The sequence below is a fragment of the Aminobacter sp. DSM 101952 genome, assembly GCF_001424795.1.
In the GTDB taxonomy this organism is placed as follows: Bacteria; Pseudomonadota; Alphaproteobacteria; order Rhizobiales; family Rhizobiaceae; genus Aminobacter; species Aminobacter aganoensis.
The window spans coordinates 98,106-117,496 of sequence record NZ_LMCL01000002.1 but is presented as its reverse complement, the minus strand read 5'-3'; the positions used below and the strand labels follow the sequence as shown (position 1 = coordinate 117,496).

Genomic DNA, 19,391 nt, shown 5'->3' with positions numbered 1-19,391 from the left:
GGCACAATTCCAGATCGTCCCCGACCGATGTCCGGCCGGGCACGGCTTCCACTCTTTCGCCCTCTCCGCGAGTTCGACACCAGGCTGCGCCATGCCGATCCGCTCGGCCGGACGCGCCATGTCCTGAACATCTATGGCGTCAAGATGCGCGCTGTTTTCGACCAAAGTACGGCCAACTTCAGGCAAGCAACCGCGGTCGCGCAAAGGCATCGACCGGGCGCCGACGACATCAAGACTACTTCCGCGCGCGGCGCGAAACCTCACGGGCAAAGAACAGGCAGGCGCATGCGCCGAGGCTGCCGTCGTATGACGGCTCGGCAGCTTGGCCCTGAAGATCGCCTTGGCGTTCATTCCTATTCCTGCCGCAGCATTGCGGCCCCTTGCACGTATCGTCCGATGTCCCGTCGCGGGCATCCCGGGTCCGAAGACCTATCCGGGGTGCGCCGGGTTTATGGCGGGAAATAGGCAATTGCCCCGCTTGGTTTCTTAGCCGAAAGCTTGAGGCAAAAGTGTTGCTGAATCGTCACAACTGTTGCCGACTTGCCGCGCCATGGTTTCCGAAACGCAAACGGACGCCGGCAACAAAAAAGCCGAGCGCAGGGCCCGGCTTTTGATGGGGGTTAGAAGGTGGTGGTTACCACTTGACCCCGTAGTTGGCCGAAACGGCAAATCCCCAGTCCGCGCCTACCGTACGGTTGGCCGGGCCATACTGCGTCTCGGAAGCCTCGCCCATATGGATAGCAGCCACTCCAAGGCGGAGCTCGCCGCCAAGCTTATCCTTCATCGAGACACCTGAGCCAATCGTGTACGTTTCTGCGGTCAAATCCCAGCCAGTGCCGACCCCCCGGTCCCATGTGGCGAAGACTGTACCTGAAATCTGGTCAGTGAATGCATGTCCGACGCCCGCGGTGACGGTCCAACCATCTCTCCAGAAATACTGGTTCCTGCTTGTAAGTGCTGTACCTGGAATTTGAAGGATAAGTTCCTCGGTAACAGACCAGTCCGTCCACTTAACGTTGCCGTAGACAAGCCAGCCAGGAGCCACACCAGTCTGCAGTTTCAATTCGACGCTCTGGGGCAACTCAGCCGTACCCACAGCATCCCTCGTCAGTGGGAAGGGAATGCCGGGGATTGGAGGCGTAAGACGCGCCGAACCACTAGCATCCACAGAGAAGCCAGAACGGTACATAAGCTGACCACGCAGGGCTATCTCGGGGATGTCGTATCCCACACCGGCACGCCAACCAATGCCTGTGTCGCGAAGCGTGCCATCGAGGGCTCCACCGACTGCAACGAGGTCGTACTTGACGCTCTCTACGAATACACCGCCCAACACCCAGAGCCGTCCCTTGCCAAGGTCGACCTTATAACCGCAGGTTGCGCCATATTCATTGACGCTGAAGTCCTCATCGAGCTTGCCAATGGTCCCGCTCGGGATTGGCCAAGTCGCGTCACCGCCGAACGACTGCGTGAATGTGCCTGCGCAACTCAGGTCATCAAATATCTTGAACTTCACAGCAGCCGAAGGAATAGCGTATGTATCGGCATAGTCGACACCGACAAGCGCAGCCTGTGGATTTACCGTAAACTTCCGGGTCGGGCTCACGATCGTCACGCCCGTACGCAGGTTGAAATTGCCTTCTTCGTACAGAATATCCGTATCGGCCGTGCCACGGCTGAAGCCGCCAGCCTGGGCTGCGCCTGCCGCAATGATCGTCAGCGCAGTTGCCCCCAGCAGCGCTTTAAGACGCGAAATGTTCATTTTGTGTCCTCTCCCGAATGCTCGCGATGAGAATTGACCGATTTCATTCTGATCACGCAACATTGATTTTTTGCAAACGCCGCAGCGCCGGAGCCAGGCTCGGCCGTTGCCGCCAACCTTCCTCTTACGCAAACGTCAATTCTGGTGGATTCGCTATGCCGACGGAAAGATTTCCAGGAAATTCCGGAGAAGCTTGCCCGGAAATCGGCATTTTTGGGGGTATATCAGCGCCTTGTTACATTATGGCAACAATCAGGCGCGAAATGGTTACATTGACCACAATTTACGCTGCGGCATGGCCATTCCGGTAGCAAAAGACGGTCCTGCCGCAGCGTCATTCCGCGGCAGGATTTCGACCTCGAATCGTCAGCCGGCGTCGCGAACCCGCGACAGCGCGGTGTCGAGCTTTTCCTGCGTCTGGCGATAGTCGTCGAGCTTTTCGCGCTCGGCGGCGACAATCTCCTCGGGCGCGGAAGCGACGAATTTTTCGTTCGACAGCTTCTTGTGCAGCCGGGCGATCTCCTCCGTCGTCTTGGCCAATTCCTTCTGCAGGCGCGCGGCTTCAGCGGTCAGGTCGATCAGGCTGCCAAGCGGCAGGCATGCTGTCGCCTCACCGGCGACGATCTGGGCGGCGCCCTTGGGCGCTGCTGCCTCGTGCGTGATCTCGCCGACACGGGCCAGGCGCGCGATCGCCGACTGGTGGCGCTTGAGGCGCTCCAGCGTCTCGTCATTGGCGCCGACGAAGACCAGGGGCGCGATTGCCGCCGGCGGCACGTTCATCTCCGAGCGCACCGAGCGGATGCCGCTGACCAGGTCGACCAGCCAGTTGATCTCGGCTGCGGCCGCCGCATCCTCGAAATCGGGCGCCGGCCAGGCCGCATGGCAGAGCAGCGACGAACGCTCCTTGCCCTCGCCCGCGGTATGCGCCCACAACTCCTCGGTCATGAACGGCATCATCGGATGCAGCAGCTTGTAGATCTCGTCGAGCACGAACGCCGCCACGGCCTGGCTTTCGGCCTTGGCTGCCTCGTCCTCGCCCATGAAGATCGGCTTCAGCAGTTCCAGGTACCAGTCGCAGAAGGTGTTCCAGACGAAGCGGTAGGCAGCACCGGCCGCCTCGTTGAAGCGGTAGCTGGTGATCGAAGCCGTCACCTCGCGCGTGGCGCGGGTGAGTTCGGTCAGGATCCAGCGGTTGACGGTGAGCTTGGCATCGTTGAGCCAGAACTCGTCGTTGCGCTTGACCCCGTTCATCTCGGCAAAGCGCGTGGCGTTCCAGAGCTTGGTGCCGAAGTTGCGGTAGCCGGCGATGCGCGCCGGGTCGAGCTTCACGTCGCGGCCCTGGGCTGCCATGATCGCCAACGTGAAGCGCAAGGCATCGGCGCCGTATTCGTCGACCAGTTCGATTGGATCGATGACGTTGCCCTTCGACTTCGACATCTTCTGGCCGCTCTTGTCGCGGACCAGCGCATGGACATAGACCGTGTGGAACGGCTCTTCGTCCATGAAATGCAGGCCCATCATCATCATCCGGGCGACCCAGAAGAAGATGATGTCGAAGCCGGTCACCAGAACGTCGGTCTGGTAGTAGGTGTCGAGTTCGGGCGTCTTGTCGGGCCAGCCGAGCGTCGAAAACGGCCACAACGCCGACGAGAACCAGGTGTCGAGCACGTCCTCGTCGCGGGTCAGGATCTTGCCGGGCTCGAAATTCTCGAGCTGCTCCTCGACCCAGGCCTTCCACGGCCCGTCGAGGGCGAGATAATGCTGGATGGCCGCGTCGAGGGCCTCTTCCTCGGTGCGTTCGACGAAGACGTGGCCGTCCGGACCGTACCAGGCCGGGATCTGGTGACCCCACCACAGCTGGCGCGACACGCACCAGGGCTGGATGTTCTCCATCCAGTCGAAATAGGTCTTTTCCCAGTTCTTGGGCACGAAGTTGGTGCGGCCCTCGCGCACGCTGCGGATGGCGGGCTTGGCCATTTCGGCGGCATTGACCCACCACTGGTCGGTCAGATATGGCTCGATCGGCACGCCGCCACGATCGCCATGCGGCACCATGTGCTTATGCGGCTCGATCTTGTCGAGGAAACCGCCCTCTTCCATGATCTGGACGACCAGTTTGCGCGCGGCGAAGCGGTCGAGGCCGTGAAGCTTCGCCCAGACACCGTCGCGCATGTCGCTGCGCTCGACACCTTCGAGGAATTCCTCGTTGTCGGCGATGTTGATGTTTGCCTCGACGGTGAGGATGTTGATCGCCGGCAGATTGCGGCGCTTGCCAACCTCGAAGTCGTTGAAGTCGTGCGCCGGCGTGATCTTGACCGCGCCCGACCCCTTTTCCGGGTCGGAATATTCATCGGCGACGACGGGAATCTTGCGGCCGACGATCGGCAGCACGACGTTCCTGCCGACGAGCGCCGCATACCGCTTGTCGTCGGGGTGCACGGCAACCGCGGTGTCGCCCAGCATCGTCTCGGGCCGGGTCGTGGCGACGGTTATATAGGTCGCAGGGTTTTCGGGGTCGTAGACCTCGCCCTCGACCGGATAACGGAAGTGCCAGAGGCTGCCGTTGACCTCGTGCTGCTCGACCTCGAGATCGGAGATCGCCGTCAGCAATTTGGGGTCCCAGTTCACAAGGCGCTTGTCCTTGTAGATCAGGCCCTGCTTGTGCAGCGTGACGAAGACCTCGATGACAGCCTTTGACAGGCCTTCGTCCATGGTGAACCGCTCGCGCGACCAGTCGCAGGAGGCACCCAGCCGCTTCAGCTGGTTGAAGATCATGCCGCCGGATTCGTCCTTCCACTCCCAGACCTTGTCGACGAACTGCTCGCGGGTCAGGTCGCGGCGATGGATCTGCTTTTCCATCAGCTTGCGCTCGACCACCATCTGGGTAGCGATGCCGGCATGGTCCATGCCCGGCTGCCAGAGCACGTTCTTGCCGCGCATGCGCTCGAAGCGGACGAGGATGTCCTGCAGCGTGTTGTTCAGCGCGTGGCCCATATGCAGCGAGCCGGTGACGTTGGGCGGCGGGATCACGATGGTGAACGGCTCCGCGCCCTCGGCAGCCCCCGCGCCGGCCTTGAAGGCATCGGCGTCTTCCCAGGCCTTGGCAATCTTGGGTTCGACGGTCTTGGCGTCGTAGGTCTTCTCAAGCATCGGAATTGGTTCCGTTTGGTCCGGATTTTGCTGGTCCGGTGTAAATCGGATGGGTGCGGGCAAGTCAACAGCACGGCCTGCCGCAACCGGGAACGAAAACGCCGCCCGAAGGCGGCGCTTTCATGTCGGCAAGGCCGAAATCGCTAAACGCCGCGGGCCACGCGCTCGATCTCTTCGCGTACCAGCCGCTCGACCAGCGTCGGCAGGTTGTTGTCGAGCCAATCCTGCAGCATCGGCCGCATCATTTCGGCAGCAATGTCGTCGAACGACTTGCGGCTGCGCGCCGCGTAGGCGTCGTTGAGCTCGCCGAAGGCGGCCGACACCTGGCGGCCGGCCTGTTCGGAAATGATCGCGGGCTTCACCGCAAACGGCTCCTCGGCAGCTGCCTGTTCGATCGGCGAGGCAACAGGCTCGACCGTCGCCGCCGCCGGAGCCTCGACCTCCCGCGCCGGGCCGGCCAGGCGCTCCATCTGCTCTACCGCAAGGGTGGACTTTGGTGCCCAGCTCGCCGTCGTGCGCGGCAACGCAGGGGCATTTTCGACATTCGTTTCGGCGATGGCCGGCTTCTGCTCGGCCGACGGCCACGTCACGGCGCTGGGCTCGGGTGCCTTGGCTTCGGCCACCGTCGGCGCCTGCGCGGGTTCGGCGGGGCGAACCGTCGCCGGCTTGGCCTGCAGATCGGCCCTGAACGCCTCGACCTCGATGATGTTGCGGTCGCCGCGATCGTCTTCCGGCTCGGGGCGCATCTGCTCGAAGTCGACCGCCGGACGTCGTCCGGTGTCGTTGTCCTCGATGATCCTGCGGATGGAAGCGAGTATCTCTTCCATCGAGGGTTCGCGCTGAGCGCTGCTAGCCTGGGCCATCGTCACATCCGCCGCCTTTGTGACAGGTTACAAAACCCGCCCGTCGAAACGGGCTTCGAATCAGGACCTTAGCGTAGCCGACTGATTCCCCTTCGAGAATCCCCAATCGGACAGCCCCGGCGATTTCAACAGATTACCGCGCAATCCGTGGCCGCCAACGAGAACGGGCGTCCGCTCGCTAAAGCAGACGCCCGTTTCAATTTCCGCACCCGGTGCGCTGGAGGTCAGCGGCCGTCCGGCGTCCGCAGTCCGATCCACTTGTCCTTGACGGCGTTGAAGTGCTCTTCCGGCCGGTACTTGGTGACATTCAGCCCGAGACGCTCGACCGACAGGTTGCCCGCGGCCGACAGGATGGCATAGCTCGCAACCACCACATCGCGCTCGGCGGTCGCCAGGTTGATCTGGGCGTCGATGACATCCTTCTGGGCGTTCAGCACGTCGAGCGTGGTGCGCTGGCCGACGTTGCGTTCCTCGACGACGCCGCTGAGCGCGAGCTGTGCAGCCGAGATCACTTCGCGATTGGCTGCAACGGCCTCGCGGGCCGCAGTGTACTGCGTCCAGGCGGAAGTCACCGCCGCACGCACCTGGTCACGGCTGACATCGACTTCGATGCGGGCCTGGCCAAGCGATTCCTTGGACTGACGCACGGTCGCCGAGGCCCGGCCGCCCTGATAGATCGGCACGGTCAGCGTCGCGCCGATATTGGCCGACGTCGACCAGCCATCGGGAGAGCCGCCGATGTCAGGCGCATTGTTGCGATTGATCTGCGAAACACCGGCCGAGGCCGACAGTTGCGGCAGCAATGCGCCTTCCGCCGACTTCACCGAGAAGCCCGCGGCATCGACAAGATGTTCGGTGGCAAGGATCGCCGGGTGCTGATCGGCGGCCATGGAGGCCGCGCCGTCCAGGCTCCTGGGCAGAAGCTTGGCGAGCGGCGATGCCGCCTTCAGGTTCTTCGGCTCGTCGCCGACGATCTGGCGATAGATGGCAGCGCTCGACAGTGCCTGGGCGCGGGCAGCACTAAGCTGGGCGAGTGCCGCGGAGCGCGATGCATCGGCCTGGGCGACGTCGGTGCGGGTGCCCTCGCCGACATCGAAGCGCGAACGCGCGGCCCGCACCTGCTCGCTCAGGAACTGCAGGTTGCGCTCGGTCAGCGCCGCCACCTGGCGGTCGCGGATCACGTCCATGTAGGCGCTTGCGGCATTGAACAGGATGTTCTGCTCGGTGTTGCGCAGGCTCTCGTTGGAGGCGCGCACACGTGCTTCCGCAGCGGCGACGTTGTTCTTGGTCTGGAAGCCGTCGAACAGCGACTGGCGAATCTCGACGCCGAACGAGCCGGTCGTGAGATGGCTGGTCGAGGAATTCCGCCGCGTCGTCGAATAGTCGATGCTGGCGGAACCATTGATGGTCGGCCGCCAGCCTGACTTGGCGATCGCGACGTTTTCATCGGTGACGCGCACGCCGGCGCGGGCCGAATTGAGCTGGGAGTTGTTCTGATAGGCCTTTGCCAAAGCTCCGAGGATCGTTTCGGCGGAGGCAGACAGCGGCGACAGGGCCGTTGCGGACACCAAGGCTACAGCAAACACACTTTTACGGAAAAACGACACGCGCGTCCCTCATTCATTCTGCGGCGAACTGCCCTAAGGCAGCCATAATGCCCCTCGCCGGATCCGGCCTAAAGCGCTGATTCCAGACCAAAACAGTCCAGAATCAAATCACCCTCGTCCGGTTCTTAGAACATCACGACGCGTTGCGCACCGCAAGAAAAAGGCGGTCAGAACTCAAATTCGCGTGTGCGATTGAAGCCAGGTAGTGGCTTAACTGCCGCATTGAAGGCCCGGCGGGCCGTCACATTGCCGCCTGTCTTGAGGAAAACGCTGGCCACGCCGGCGTTTCCGCGCCCTTCGACGGCGACCAGGCGACCGCCCTCCTTGAGCTGGGCAAGCAGCGCATCAGGCACCTGCTCGACGCTGCCGCCGACGAAAATAACGTCGTAGGGGGCCTGCGAGGCATAGCCTGCGGCAAGCGGTCCGGAAACCACCACCACGTTGTCGCAGCCGAGCGAGGAAAGCGTCGAGGTGGCGGTTGCCGCGAGCGTCGGATCGCTTTCGAGCGCGATCACCGAGCTTGCGAGTTGCGACAGCACCGCCGAGGAATAGCCGGTGCCGCTGCCGACATCGAGCACGAAGTCGCGCGGGCCGATCTCGGCCAGTTGCGCGAGCTTGGCGAAAGGCGACGGCTCCATCAGGTAGCGCGGCTGGTCGCTGTCGGCGGTCGCGCCATAGCGCAGATCCTCATCGATATAGGCAAGTTCGCGCTGGGCGCTGTCGACGAATGCCTCGCGCGGCACCGAAAGCATGGCGGACAGGATGGCAGCGTCGGTCACGTCGGTAGTGCGGACCTGGCCGTCCACCATCTTCACGCGACGTTCGGAAAAATCAGCGTTCATATTCAACAGGCCCGCCTTCGGCGCATGACGCGCAAAACTGTGCCCGAATTCGGTCCTCGGCGGCGGTTGCCGAGGAAGCTGGAGGCCTCGCCCGGAATCGAACCGGGGTGCAAGGATTTGCAGTCCTCTGCGTAACCACTCCGCCACGAGGCCTCGCCGCTTCGGGCGTCTACACGGCTCCAATAGGTTGCCAGGATTCCGGCGTCAAGCGGGGAAGCTTGTTTCCCCATCGGTTTTGGAGAAGGCGCCCTCGATCGATGCCGTTGGGCAGCCAGGACGCGCCTGCCGCCTCCATCTGCCTCATTCAGCCGGACGCCGGCGCCGCTCCCACCAGACGATCAGCCGGCGGCGCACGCGCCGCACGACGTGGAACTCGTGAGAGAGAATCAGCAGGCCGAGCGGAATCATCCAGAAACCGAGCACCGGCAGGAATCCGAGCAGGCCCAGGAAGCAAAGGGCGATGCCAAGTCCGATGCGGACACCCCGCGATTGCGGCATGCGGAACTCGCGCCCCAGGATCGAAATCTTGCGCCTCGGCGGCTGATGGGGCTTCTTCTCGGTCATCGTTCCCGCTTGAATGGTCATCGGTCTGCGCCCGAATGCCGCGCCAAGCCGGCAAAAGTGCGGGCGAAGCCGAGATATGAGGCTGCCCGGGGGTGATTACCAGAAAGGCATCTGGGAAAAACTCGCAAAAAGTTCGATTAGCGCTTTGCAAATCGCAAAACCGTTTGCTATACGCCGCCTCGTTCACATGAGCCCTGTTCCCCGGTAGCTCAGTGGTAGAGCAACCGGCTGTTAACCGGTTGGTCGCTGGTTCGAATCCGGCCCGGGGAGCCACTTTTTCCACAAAGTGCAGTTTTTACATCAGGGCGCAAACGTGCCGCTGGATCGTCGCTGTAACTGCAGCGCAGTGGATCACAAATTGGCAATACGGTTGCCGGCGGCGAGCGCCAACGCTGGTTCCCCATGCAATGCACCGTCGATGCCGAAGTTCTTCCGGCTCAAGGCCCTCGCTCCTTAGTAGTCCAGAAGATTTGCCGATTGGGCCAATCGTTGACCTTGAGTTGAGCAGGTACCGCCGCGGCAGTCTGTTTTCGACACATATATTAGGTAATCGACAGGTATTCCGTCCCAATACCAGCGATTCAGGGCACATATTTTCCTAAATTCCGCAGAGTGGAAGAATATTCTTGCCGCCCCTCCCGAGCCGGCGCCATCATTCCAGCTGCCGTAACGTCAAGTCCTGCGGATTGCAGCCCTTGGCTTGAGGCGAGTTGTCGATCAATGGGAGATTTTCATGAAGCGGATGCGGATTTCACGAATAGCCCTGGCTGCCTTCCTGGCGGCGTCCACCTCGACCTATGCATTGGCGAACGAACAGAAGCCGATGACTGCCGAGCAGGTCACGGACCTCAAGACCCGTGCGATAGCGGGCATCGAATCGCGGGCCAAGCTGGCGCAGGAGATGACGGATTCGATCTTCAGCTTCGGCGAACTGGCCTTCCAGGAGGTCGAAACCTCGAAATACATCACCGACATTCTCGAAGAGAGCGGCTTCACCGTCGAGCGTGGCGTCGCCGGCCTGCCTACCGGCTGGGTTGCCAAATGGGGATCGGGCGAACCGGTCATCGCGCTGGGCAGCGACATCGACGGCCTGCCCAAGACCTCGCAAAAGCCGGGCGTCGCCTATCACGACCCGATGATCGCCGGTGCGCCCGGGCATGGCGAAGGCCATAATTCCGGCCAGGCGGTGAACGTGGTTGCGGCGCTCGCCCTCAAGGACATCATGGAGAAGGACAAGATCCCAGGCACGATCATGCTGTGGCCGGGGGTCGCCGAGGAGTTGCTGGCCGGCAAGGCCTACATGGTGCGCGACGGGGTATTCAAGGATGTCGACGCCGTGCTGTTCACCCATGTCGGCAACAATCTGCAGACCACATGGGGCCAGCCCAACGGCACCGGCATGGTTTCGGTCGAATACACCTTCAGCGGCGAATCGGCCCATTCGGCCGGTGCACCGTGGCGTGGCCGCAGCGCGCTCGACGGCGTCGAACTGATGAACATCGCCTGGAACATGAAGCGCGAGCACCTGCGCCCCGAGCAGCGGTCGCACTACGTCATTCCCGACGGCGGCGACCAGCCCAACGTCGTGCCTTCGGCGGCAACGGTCTGGTACTTCATCCGCGAACAGGACTTCGACAACATTTCCAAGAACTTCGACACCGCCAACACGATCGCGGAAGCGGCGGCGAAGATGTCCAGCACCACCGTGTCGCGCCAGATCGTCGGCACGGCGGCACCGCGTCACTTCAACAGGCCGATGGCCGAGGCCGCCTACGCCAACATCCAGAAGGTCGGCCTGCCGACCTGGAACGAGGACGAGCAGGCTTTCGCCAAGGCCGTGCAGAAGACCGTGAAAGCCAAGGAGGAAGGCCTGGCGGTCAAGCTCAAGGAACTGCAACCACCGCTGGAGAAGCCGGAGAGCGGCGGCTCGGACGACATCGGCGACATCTCGTGGGTCGTGCCGACGATCACCGTGAACTACCCGTCGAACATCCCCGGCCTGCCCGGCCATCACTGGTCGAACGCCATGGCGATGGCGACGCCGATCGCCCACAAGGGCGTGGTCGCCGGGTCGAAGGTCGTCGCCATGACGTCGATCGACCTCCTGACCAACCCCGAACTGCTGGCCAAGGCGACCGACTACTTCCAGAACGAGCAGCAGAAGGGCCAGAAATACGTGCCCATGCTGAGCGCGGACGACAAGCCGCAGATCCAGAAGAACGTGGAGATCATGGCGACCTACCGGCCGGAAATGCAGAAATTCTACTACGACCCGTCGAAGTACCCGACCTATCTCGATCAGCTGGGAATCAAGTTCCCGGTCCTCGAAAAGAAGTAGGCTCGGCACGGCGCCACCGGCCTTGGCGGTGGGGCGCACGGCTGCAGCGGCGCTTGACCGCTGCGGCCGTTATTTGTCTGGAACCCCTGCCCGCATGGCAAATTCACGCTCGGCGGCGAAACTTTTCACGCCCCGTTTCACGTATCCATCACGTTGCGTGCAACACAGGGCTGTTACAAGCGGTCGCTAATATTCACCAACCACCGGCCAAGGAGAGGCGACCATGCGTTTTTCGGATGTACGTGAGACCCTTCGCTCCATCGGAGTGGTCATGAGCAAGCGCGGCGAGACCATCCGCCTCAACCATTTCGGCGGGCTCGAAGACACGGCGAAATACACCACCGACCTCCAGGACGCGCTGGCGCTGGGCAGGGAGATTGCCGGGCCGCGGCGGGCCGGCGCCAGCAGGTAACGGAAACGGCCGATTTCCTGGCGGCGTTCGGGCATCACCGTTCGCCGCGCGGTGGGGTTTCCGGATTGCCGGCATCAGCCCCACTTGCCCCCCTAAAGAACGTCACTCAACCGACGGGTCACTCGTCCGCGCCTGCGTGCGTCACCGCGATTCAGCCAAGAACGGCCCGTGTTTTTCGGCTGCTTTGACGTTTCGCTCACGCCGCAATCACCCCACCCCTCTATCGTTTCCCAAAACAGGCTGGAATCGCCTCCGGCAAACATTGGTGAGGGACGCTGGAATGCTACAGGTCTTGTCCGGTTGCGAAAGCACACAAATAGGCGCGCTGGCTGGGTTGTCGTTGTATGATTCCAACCTAAGGTATCCACGCCCAAGGCGAGTCGAGTTGTGCTACCCTCGCCGCGGGAAGGAACGGCCTGCCGCAAAGGTCCGCACGATGGCTGGTGACGACGCCAGTACGCTGGGGCATATCTATCTGTTCGGGACGCTGGCCGTCACCGACGCAGACGGCATCTCGTGCACGCCGAAAGCCCAGAAATCCCGTGCTTTGGTCGCCATGCTGGCGCTCGCCCCCCGCGGCGCCCGTTCGCGCATCTGGCTTCGCGACAAGCTGTGGAGCGACCGCGGCGAAGAACAGGCGGCGGCGAGCCTGAGGCAGGCCCTCGTCGACGTGCGCAAGTCGCTCGGCCCGATGGCCGAACGAATCATCATTTCCGACAACCACACGATCTCGCTCGACCTCAACCGCGTGTCGGTCGACGCTTTGCAGCTTCTCGACCCGGCACGCCAGTCCTCGCCTGACGACGTGCAACTCGAAACCTGGCCGGAACTGCTCGAAGGGCTCGACATCGGCGACCCCGAATTCGAGGAATGGCTGATGCTCGAGCGACAGGTCTGGCATGGCCGACTCGAAACCGCGCTCGGCCAACGCGACCTCAGCCCGAAGGACCGCCGTGCCAGCGGCTTCATCCCGGCCGAGAAAAGTCGATCCGGCCCGGATTCGCCCGACGGCGGGGAGCGCAGAACGTCGCCGCATCGCGGCAGCCTCACCGGCTGGTCCGTCGCGTTGCTGCCGCCGTCCATCACTGGCGATGCGTTCAATGCGGCATCGCTGCCGGACATGTTCACGGAATCGCTGGTCCGTTCGCTGCTGGAAGACGGCGAACTGGCCGTCTGCGACCTCTCTAGACCGGATCTATCGGCTGCATCGCCGGTCGGAGCCGAATTCGACGCTGTGGCCCTCGCCATCCAGGTCGGCTACCGGTTTTCGGCCCACCAGGCGCATATCAGCGTCAGCGTCCATCGCACCGCCGACCGCAGCCTGCTGTGGATGGGCGGTGCCACACTCGAACGCCGCGCCATCGAGACGGGCGACACATCGGCCTCGCACCAGCTCATCAACGAGGCCATGGACGAGCTGCGGCGCTATTTCATCGCGCGCTCCGAACAGTCCGACGACGCCGCGGAAGGCGAAAGCCTGTTTGCCGCCGTCAACGCCATGTTCCGCCTGTCGCGCAACGACCTCGTGATGTCGGAGGCCTCGCTCCGGCGCATCATCGCCCAGCGGCCCTCATCGCAGGCCTATGCCTGGCTCGCCTTCCTGATGACCTTCCAGGTCGGCCAGCGTTTTTCCGATTCGGCCAATGTGACCGAGCAGGCACAGCAATACGCGCGCAAGGCGCTGGAACTCGACCCGGGCAACTCGGTCACCCTGGCGCTGGTCGGCCACGTCCATTCGTTCCTGTTCGGCGAATACGACTATGCATCGGGACTGTTCGAGCGGGCGATCCGGGCCAACCCGACCCAGGTCCTGGGCTGGGACCTGTATTCGATGCTCCATGCCTATGCCGGGCAGCCGGACAAGGGCTTGAGCCTTGCCAACTGGGCGCGCCACCTCGGCGCCTACAGTCCGTACCGCTATTATTTCGACACCTCGCGGCTGATCAACGCCACCCTCGCCGGCAATCACCGCGTGGCCATCGAAGCCGGCGAACAGGCACTGCGCGAACGACCGGACTTCAATTCCCTGCTGCGCTATCTCGTGGCGAGCCACGCCCAGCTGGGCGACATCCGCGCCGCACGCTCGCTTCTCGACCGGCTCAATACGGTCGAACCCAATTTCTCGATCAGTTCGCTGATCGATGCGCGCTACCCGATCATGCGTACCGAAGGCGGCGCCAACCTGATTTCGGGCCTCATCAAGGCCGGCGTCAAGAAATAAGCCTGACCGGCGCACCGAGCGCCGCAACGTTCGATCAAAATCAATGGGGAATAAAGTGGCTGGCAACGACAGTTTTGCGCCGCATGAAGGCGGCTTATCGCACTTCCTGGATCAATACCGCTTCAAGATCGCCGGCGACGACGTGGTGCCTTGCGCGGCTTCCGACCGGCCGCAGGTTGCCTTGGAGACGAAGTCCCTGGCGGCAGGCCCGCAAATGGTGATGGCCGCAAGCGTGGCCGGCGCCGTGTTGAGCGCCGGCGTGCAGAACAAGGCATCGCTCAACAAAAACAAGAACAAAAACAAGAATAAAAACAAGAACAAGAACAAGGGCAGCGCGCTGCAATCCGGCTCCGGAGGCGGTTCACAGAGCAGCCTCATCCCGGCCTTCGAGCTTCGGCGGCTCCACACTTCGCCCTCGCCGCACGCATTTACCGCGGCGCGCAAGTTCACCTGGGAACAACTCGACATCCCGCTACCACCCGGGCCCGACGTCACCCGGCTGGAAACGTCGGTGATGCTGTCACTTCAGGCGCGTGACCGCGAACGCTCCCGACGCAAGGAGGACATCGAGCGCGAGGCCAGCCTCGACGTCTCGGATTTCACCAAGCCACTGGGCATCGACGGCATCAGCGGCTTCGATCAGACCGAGGGCCTGTTCCAGGCCATCCTGACGGCCTGCGAATATGTCGGGCTGATCTACAAGGCCAAGTTCAACCGCACCCGGCCCAACCAGATCGAGCCCAGGCTGCGGCTGATGCTGCCCAATCCGGCGCACCAGGCCTATCCCAGCAACCACTCTTTCCAGTGCCACACGATCGCATTCGCCTTCAACTCGATCCTGCCCGAGCACCCGGCGACGGAGGAGTTGTCGCGCATCGCCCGCAAGGTCGCCGAGAACCGCGAATGGGCGGGCCTCCACTATCCCAGCGACACCAATGGCGGGCGCGCCCTGGCGCAGCGTTTCCAGCCCTATCTCCGGGACGCCTTCATGGCGAACTATCTCGCCGCACAGCGCGAATGGCTTTGAAGGAGACGAAAATGGCAAACGGCAACCAATTCTCCTTCCAGGCACCTCAGTCCTACTACTATCTGTGGCACCTCGCCGCCCTCGGCGTGATCGATGCGACTTTCGGGCCGCTCAGCCCGGGCGGGGACATCGATTTTTCATCGCCCGACATCAACGGCTCGGTCTGGGATACGATCGCGCAGGCCTTTCCGGCGGCCAACACGCCGGCGACGATCGCACTGATCGACGTCGGCGTCAGCCGCAGCCACCCGAACCTCAAGAGCCGGCTCGACACGGTCAAGTCGATCGACCTCGTCAGCCACCCACATGGCGCCAAATATGTGGCCGCGCCTGCCGCCAGTCCCTATGACCCCGAGGTCAAGGCGGCATTCTTTGCCGGTCTCTCGACCGCCGGCCTGGGCGCGCTGAACCTGACCGGGCCCGAGACGGGCTATTTCAACAGCCTGATCGCCGAACTGGCGGCATCGGAAGGCGTCGTCCACACCCTCATCGAGGGCGACGAGACCTTTGGCAGCCACGGCACGGCTGTCGCCGGCCTGGCCGTCGGCGAACCGGCCGCCACCGTCGCTCCCGATCCGGCGATCGTCCTTCCCGACGTGCTGAACGGTGACGACGGCAGCGTCGTGCCCAATCCGAACCGCAATACATTGCCCTATTTCGGCGTCGATCCGTTCTCGCGGCTGATCTCGATCCGCACCGGCTTCGAACAGCAGCCCGACCAGTTCATTACGGCTTTCCTCTATGCCTTCGCCAGCGGTGCCGACGTGATCCTGCTGCCGCGCGGCCTCCCCGACCCGAACCGTGGCGCGCTGAACCCCAAGCCCGAACTCTCGCAAGACCTCGATGAGCGCCAGAATTGGGAGCGGGCCGATCTGTTTGCCCGGCTCGAGGAGGCAACCCCGCCGGCCAGCGAGATCCGCCCCCATGCGGTCGGCAAGACGGCAAATCGCGACCTGGCCTGGAACATCCTCGCCAAGCTGATCGTCGCGATCAGCCGCAAGGTGCCGGTCGTCTGCGCGGCGGGAAACGACGGTGAAAGCCAGCTCATCTACCCGGCCAGCCTCGCCGCCGCCAACAATGGCATCGTCGCCGTCGGCGCGGTGACGCCCAACGGCTATCGCTCCGGCTACAGCAACTACGGGACGAAGCTGACGCTGGTCGCACCTTCCGACGATTTCGAGATCTACACACGCCACCAGTTGCGGGTGGACCGCACCGACCCGATGGTCGAGCAGCACTTCTACCATCCGGGCACCGGCAAGGTCATTCCGCACAGCCATTTCTCGCTGCTGACGACCGACCTGCCCGGCACGTTCGGTTATGCCGGCGGCTCGGATCCCTACTCATCGATCCTGCCGCCGCACGACAACCCCGGCATTGGCGGCGGCTACTACACGGCGTTCGGCGGGACGTCGGGTGCCGCCGCGCTTGTCGCCGGGGTGGCCGCCCTGCTGGCGCGCGCCAACAAGGCCAAGCAGGGCCCGGCGGCAAAACTCGATGGCCTGTCATCGAAGTCGATCCTGGTCGCCGCCTGCGACCAGAATGCCATCGTCAAGCCGGGCACGACACCGCTGACGCCCGATCCGATGAACGCCGACAACGAGCCAACAAAGGGCAAGGGCTACTTCTTCGGCGCCGGATTGCTCGATGCGGGCAAGGCGGTCGCCGCAGTGCTTGGCCCCTAGGAGGCTACAGGAGAAGACATAGAGACACCGAATACCTGAGGCGGATGCGCGAGAGCAGCCTGTCCGCCAGCGGCAGACGTGTGCGCAGATTCACAGTTTGTCAGGATGCTGTCCGCGGGGGTTGTAGCATCCTGGCGATCAGGGGCCGAGATCATCCTCCCCTTGCCCCCTGCCCCGCCCCGTCGGCTCGACGACGGGGCGGTTGGATTTGAAAGAAAGGCGCTCAGCGCAGCCAGCGTTCGATGCGATCCATCGCCTCGATCATGTCGTCATGGCTGCCGGCGTAGGAAAAGCGCATGGTGCGATGGCCGGCGAGCGTATCGAAGTCCCTGCCGGGTGTGGCCGCGACGTGCGCTTCGGCCAGCATCCGACGGGCAAATTCCATGCTGTCGTTGGTCAGGCGCGAGACGTCGCAGAAGGCGTAGAATGCCCCGTCCATCGGTGCGGCGAAGCTGAAACCCAGTTCCGGCAGCCGCTTGGCCAGCAACTCGCGGTTCCAGGCGTAGCGCGCCTTGATGACCTCGAGTTCGTCAGTGACGTTGAAGGCCTCGATGGCGGCGACCTGCGACAGCTCGGGGGCCGAGATGTAGAGCGATTGCGCGATGCGCTCGACCGGCCGCACCAGCCGCTCCGGCAGCACCATCCAGCCGATGCGCCAGCCGGTCATGCAGTAGAATTTCGAGAACGAGTTGATGACGGTGACGTCATCGTCATAGGCGAGCGCGGTGACGTCGGGCGCGCCATAGGCGAGCCGGTGATAGATCTCGTCCGAGATCACCGCGATGCCGAGCTCGCGGGCCGTGTCGACCAGCGCCTTGAGATCGCCCGGCGGCACGACGGCGCCGGTCGGGTTGGCAGGGCTCGCAAACAGCACGCCTTTCAGCGGCCGCTGGCGATGCGCCTCGCGCAGATGCTCGGCATGGAGATAGGCGGCCCCGTCCAACTCGATCTCGACGACGTCGAGGCCTAGCGCGCCCATGATGTTGCGGTAGGCGGGATAGCCGGGTGCGGCGATCGCCACGCGGTCGCCCGGATCGAACATGGCGAGGAAGGCGAGATTAAAGGCTGCCGACGATCCGGTGGCGACGGCGATTCGCGAAACCGGCACCTCGATGCGGTAATGTTCGGTGTAATGGGCCGAAATCGCCTGGCGCAGCTCGGCCAGGCCGAGCGCGTCGGTATAACCTATGCGCCCGATCTTGAGCGCCGCTGCCGCCGCATCGCGCACCCGCTGGGGGGCGGGATCGGAAGGCTGGCCGACCGCCATAGAAATGACGGGCGTTCCCAAGGCCTTGAGCCTGTTGGCCTCGGCCAGGATGTCCATCGCGTGGAAGGGCTCCACCTCGCCGCGCCGTGAAATCGCTACCGCCATGTTCGTCCACTTTCCCTTGCCGTCGTCGGGGCAATGCGCCGCACAAATGCCTGATTGATATGGGGATCACAAGTTGATGAGTTTCTTGGACCAGCCTTTTCACAGCCCGACGGCTCGTTTACGAGTGTTTCCCGCCATGCAGAGCAACAATAGTCTTTCGCGCTTCCTCGCAAGATCAACGCGCGCCTTTGCCGCGTTTGCATTGTCGGCTGGCGTCGCGCTGGGTTCGACGGGCGCAGCGCATGCACAGCGGGTGCCCATCGTCCGCGACGCCGAGATCGAAGCGCTGGTCCGCGACTACGCCCGGCCGATCCTCAAGGCCGCGGGCCTGGCCAATTCGAACATCGGCATCGTGCTCGTCAACGATCCGGCTTTCAACGCCTTCGTTGCCGGCCGGCGCATGTTCATCAACACCGGCGCGCTGATGACGGCCGAGACGCCGAACGAGATCATCGGCGTCATCGCCCATGAGGCCGGCCACATCGCCGGCGGCCACCAGGAACGCCTGCGCGACCAGTTGGCGCGCGCCCAGACCATGGCGATCGTGGCGGCCCTGCTCGGCGCTGGCGCTATGGTCGCTGGGGCTGCGTCCGACACCAACGGCCTCGGTGCCGCGGGCGCCGGCATCATGACCGGCGGCTCGGAAATGGCCCGCCGCAGCCTGCTCGGCTACCAGCGCTCGGAAGAAGCCACCGCCGACCGCTCGGCCATCACCTATCTCAATGCCACCGGCCAGTCGGCGCAGGGCATGCTGAAGACCTTCCAGCGCTTCCAGAGCGCGTTGTCGCTGTCGGGCGCCCGGGTCGACCCCTACCAGGTCAGCCATCCGATGCCGCGCGAGCGTATCGCCAATCTCGAAACGCTGGCCCAGCAGAGCCCCAATTTCGGCAAGACCGATTCCGAGGCGCTGCAACTTCGCCACGACATGATGCGGGTGAAGATCGCCGTCTACACGCAGGGCCAGGCTGCCGCCTCTCGGCTGCTGCGCAACAATGCCGGCGGCCTCGCCGCCCGCTATGGCGACGCACAGGCGACTTATCTGTTCGGCGACCTGCGCTCGGCACTCAGCAAGACCGACGCGCTGATCAAGTCGCAGCCCAAGAACGCCTATTTCCACGAGTTGCGCGGCGACATCCTGATGAAGTCGAACAAGGCAGCGGCGGCAGCCGAATCCTATGCCACCGCGGTTCGGCTCGATCCGGCCAAATCGGGCATCCTGCCGATCCAGCTCGGCCAGGCCTATCTCGCCGTTGGCACGCCCGAGGCCTTGAAAAAGGCGGTCGCCGAGGTGCGCAAGGGCCTCGACCGCGACCGCGAGAACGCCGCCGGCTATCGCTACCTCGCCCAGGCCTACGGCATGCTCGGCGATGTCGCCGACGCCGACCTTGCCACCGCCGACGGACACTACTACAGCGGTGCCTACCAGGATGCCAAAATCTTTGCGATGCGCGCGCAGATGAAGATGCCGCGCGGCTCGCCAGGCTGGGTTCGCGCCCAGGACATCATCAACTACAAGGCGCCGAGCAAGAAAAAGAAGTGAACCTTCTT

13 protein-coding genes and 2 tRNA genes are annotated in these 19,391 nt (G+C 63.6%); 7 read left to right on the top strand and 8 right to left on the bottom strand.

Annotated features, from left to right (window positions below; translation table 11 throughout):
* Positions 1-634: 634 nt before the first annotated feature.
* The 7 genes from ASC75_RS04060 to ASC75_RS04030 form a co-directional block, all read right to left on the bottom strand.
* Positions 635-1,762: an outer membrane protein transport protein gene (locus ASC75_RS04060; RefSeq protein ID WP_055970768.1), complete on the bottom strand. Its 1,128-nt coding sequence runs from the start codon at positions 1,760-1,762 to the stop codon at positions 635-637.
* Between the two features lie 366 nt (positions 1,763-2,128).
* The gene (locus ASC75_RS04055; protein WP_055970764.1) at positions 2,129-4,912 is read right to left on the bottom strand and encodes a valine--tRNA ligase; all 2,784 of its coding nucleotides are present in this window, start codon (positions 4,910-4,912) and stop codon (positions 2,129-2,131) included.
* A 143-nt stretch (positions 4,913-5,055) separates the two neighbouring features.
* Positions 5,056-5,775 (bottom strand): PopZ family protein, encoded by a 720-nt coding sequence (locus ASC75_RS04050; RefSeq protein WP_082496385.1) that lies wholly within the window; start codon positions 5,773-5,775, stop codon positions 5,056-5,058.
* 224 nt (positions 5,776-5,999) lie between these two features.
* On the bottom strand, positions 6,000-7,382 hold the full coding sequence (locus ASC75_RS04045; RefSeq protein WP_055970760.1) for a TolC family outer membrane protein: 1,383 nt from the start codon (positions 7,380-7,382) through the stop codon (positions 6,000-6,002).
* A gap of 167 nt (positions 7,383-7,549) precedes the next feature.
* Positions 7,550-8,224: a protein-L-isoaspartate O-methyltransferase gene (locus ASC75_RS04040; RefSeq protein WP_055970757.1), complete on the bottom strand. Its 675-nt coding sequence runs from the start codon at positions 8,222-8,224 to the stop codon at positions 7,550-7,552.
* Positions 8,225-8,303: 79 nt separating this feature from the next.
* A tRNA-Cys gene (locus ASC75_RS04035) sits at positions 8,304-8,377 on the bottom strand.
* Positions 8,378-8,524: 147 nt separating this feature from the next.
* Positions 8,525-8,788, bottom strand: coding sequence for a hypothetical protein (locus tag ASC75_RS04030; RefSeq protein ID WP_055970755.1), 264 nt, complete (start codon positions 8,786-8,788; stop codon positions 8,525-8,527).
* Positions 8,789-8,986: 198 nt separating this feature from the next.
* On the opposite strand from ASC75_RS04030, the gene ASC75_RS04025 reads away from it, so the two are divergent.
* The 6 genes from ASC75_RS04025 to ASC75_RS04000 all read left to right on the top strand — a co-directional run bounded on the left by ASC75_RS04025 (position 8,987) and on the right by ASC75_RS04000 (position 16,471).
* Positions 8,987-9,061 (top strand) — tRNA-Asn (locus tag ASC75_RS04025).
* A gap of 460 nt (positions 9,062-9,521) precedes the next feature.
* Positions 9,522-11,126 (top strand): amidohydrolase, encoded by a 1,605-nt coding sequence (locus ASC75_RS04020; RefSeq protein WP_055970754.1) that lies wholly within the window; start codon positions 9,522-9,524, stop codon positions 11,124-11,126.
* Between the two features lie 271 nt (positions 11,127-11,397).
* A complete protein-coding gene (locus tag ASC75_RS04015; protein WP_244487749.1) occupies positions 11,398-11,538 on the top strand; it encodes a hypothetical protein in 141 nt (46 codons plus the stop codon).
* Positions 11,539-11,974: 436 nt separating this feature from the next.
* On the top strand, positions 11,975-13,759 hold the full coding sequence (locus tag ASC75_RS04010) for a hypothetical protein (protein ID WP_055970751.1): 1,785 nt from the start codon (positions 11,975-11,977) through the stop codon (positions 13,757-13,759).
* 214 nt (positions 13,760-13,973) lie between these two features.
* Entirely contained in the window at positions 13,974-14,786 is an 813-nt protein-coding gene (locus ASC75_RS04005; protein WP_244487754.1) for a phospholipid phosphatase, read from the top strand.
* Between the two features lie 11 nt (positions 14,787-14,797).
* Positions 14,798-16,471, top strand: coding sequence for a S8 family serine peptidase (locus tag ASC75_RS04000; protein ID WP_055970960.1), 1,674 nt, complete (start codon positions 14,798-14,800; stop codon positions 16,469-16,471).
* 223 nt (positions 16,472-16,694) lie between these two features.
* Here ASC75_RS04000 and ASC75_RS03995 read toward each other — a convergent pair whose 3' ends face one another.
* Positions 16,695-17,843, bottom strand: a complete 1,149-nt coding sequence (locus tag ASC75_RS03995) for an aminotransferase class I/II-fold pyridoxal phosphate-dependent enzyme (RefSeq protein WP_055970747.1) — start codon at positions 17,841-17,843, stop codon at positions 16,695-16,697.
* A 136-nt stretch (positions 17,844-17,979) separates the two neighbouring features.
* Between ASC75_RS03995 and ASC75_RS03990 the strand changes: the two genes are divergently transcribed.
* Complete coding sequence (locus ASC75_RS03990; RefSeq protein ID WP_055970958.1) at positions 17,980-19,383, top strand: M48 family metalloprotease; 1,404 nt, start codon at positions 17,980-17,982, stop codon at positions 19,381-19,383.
* The last annotated feature ends 8 nt before the right edge of the window (positions 19,384-19,391 follow it).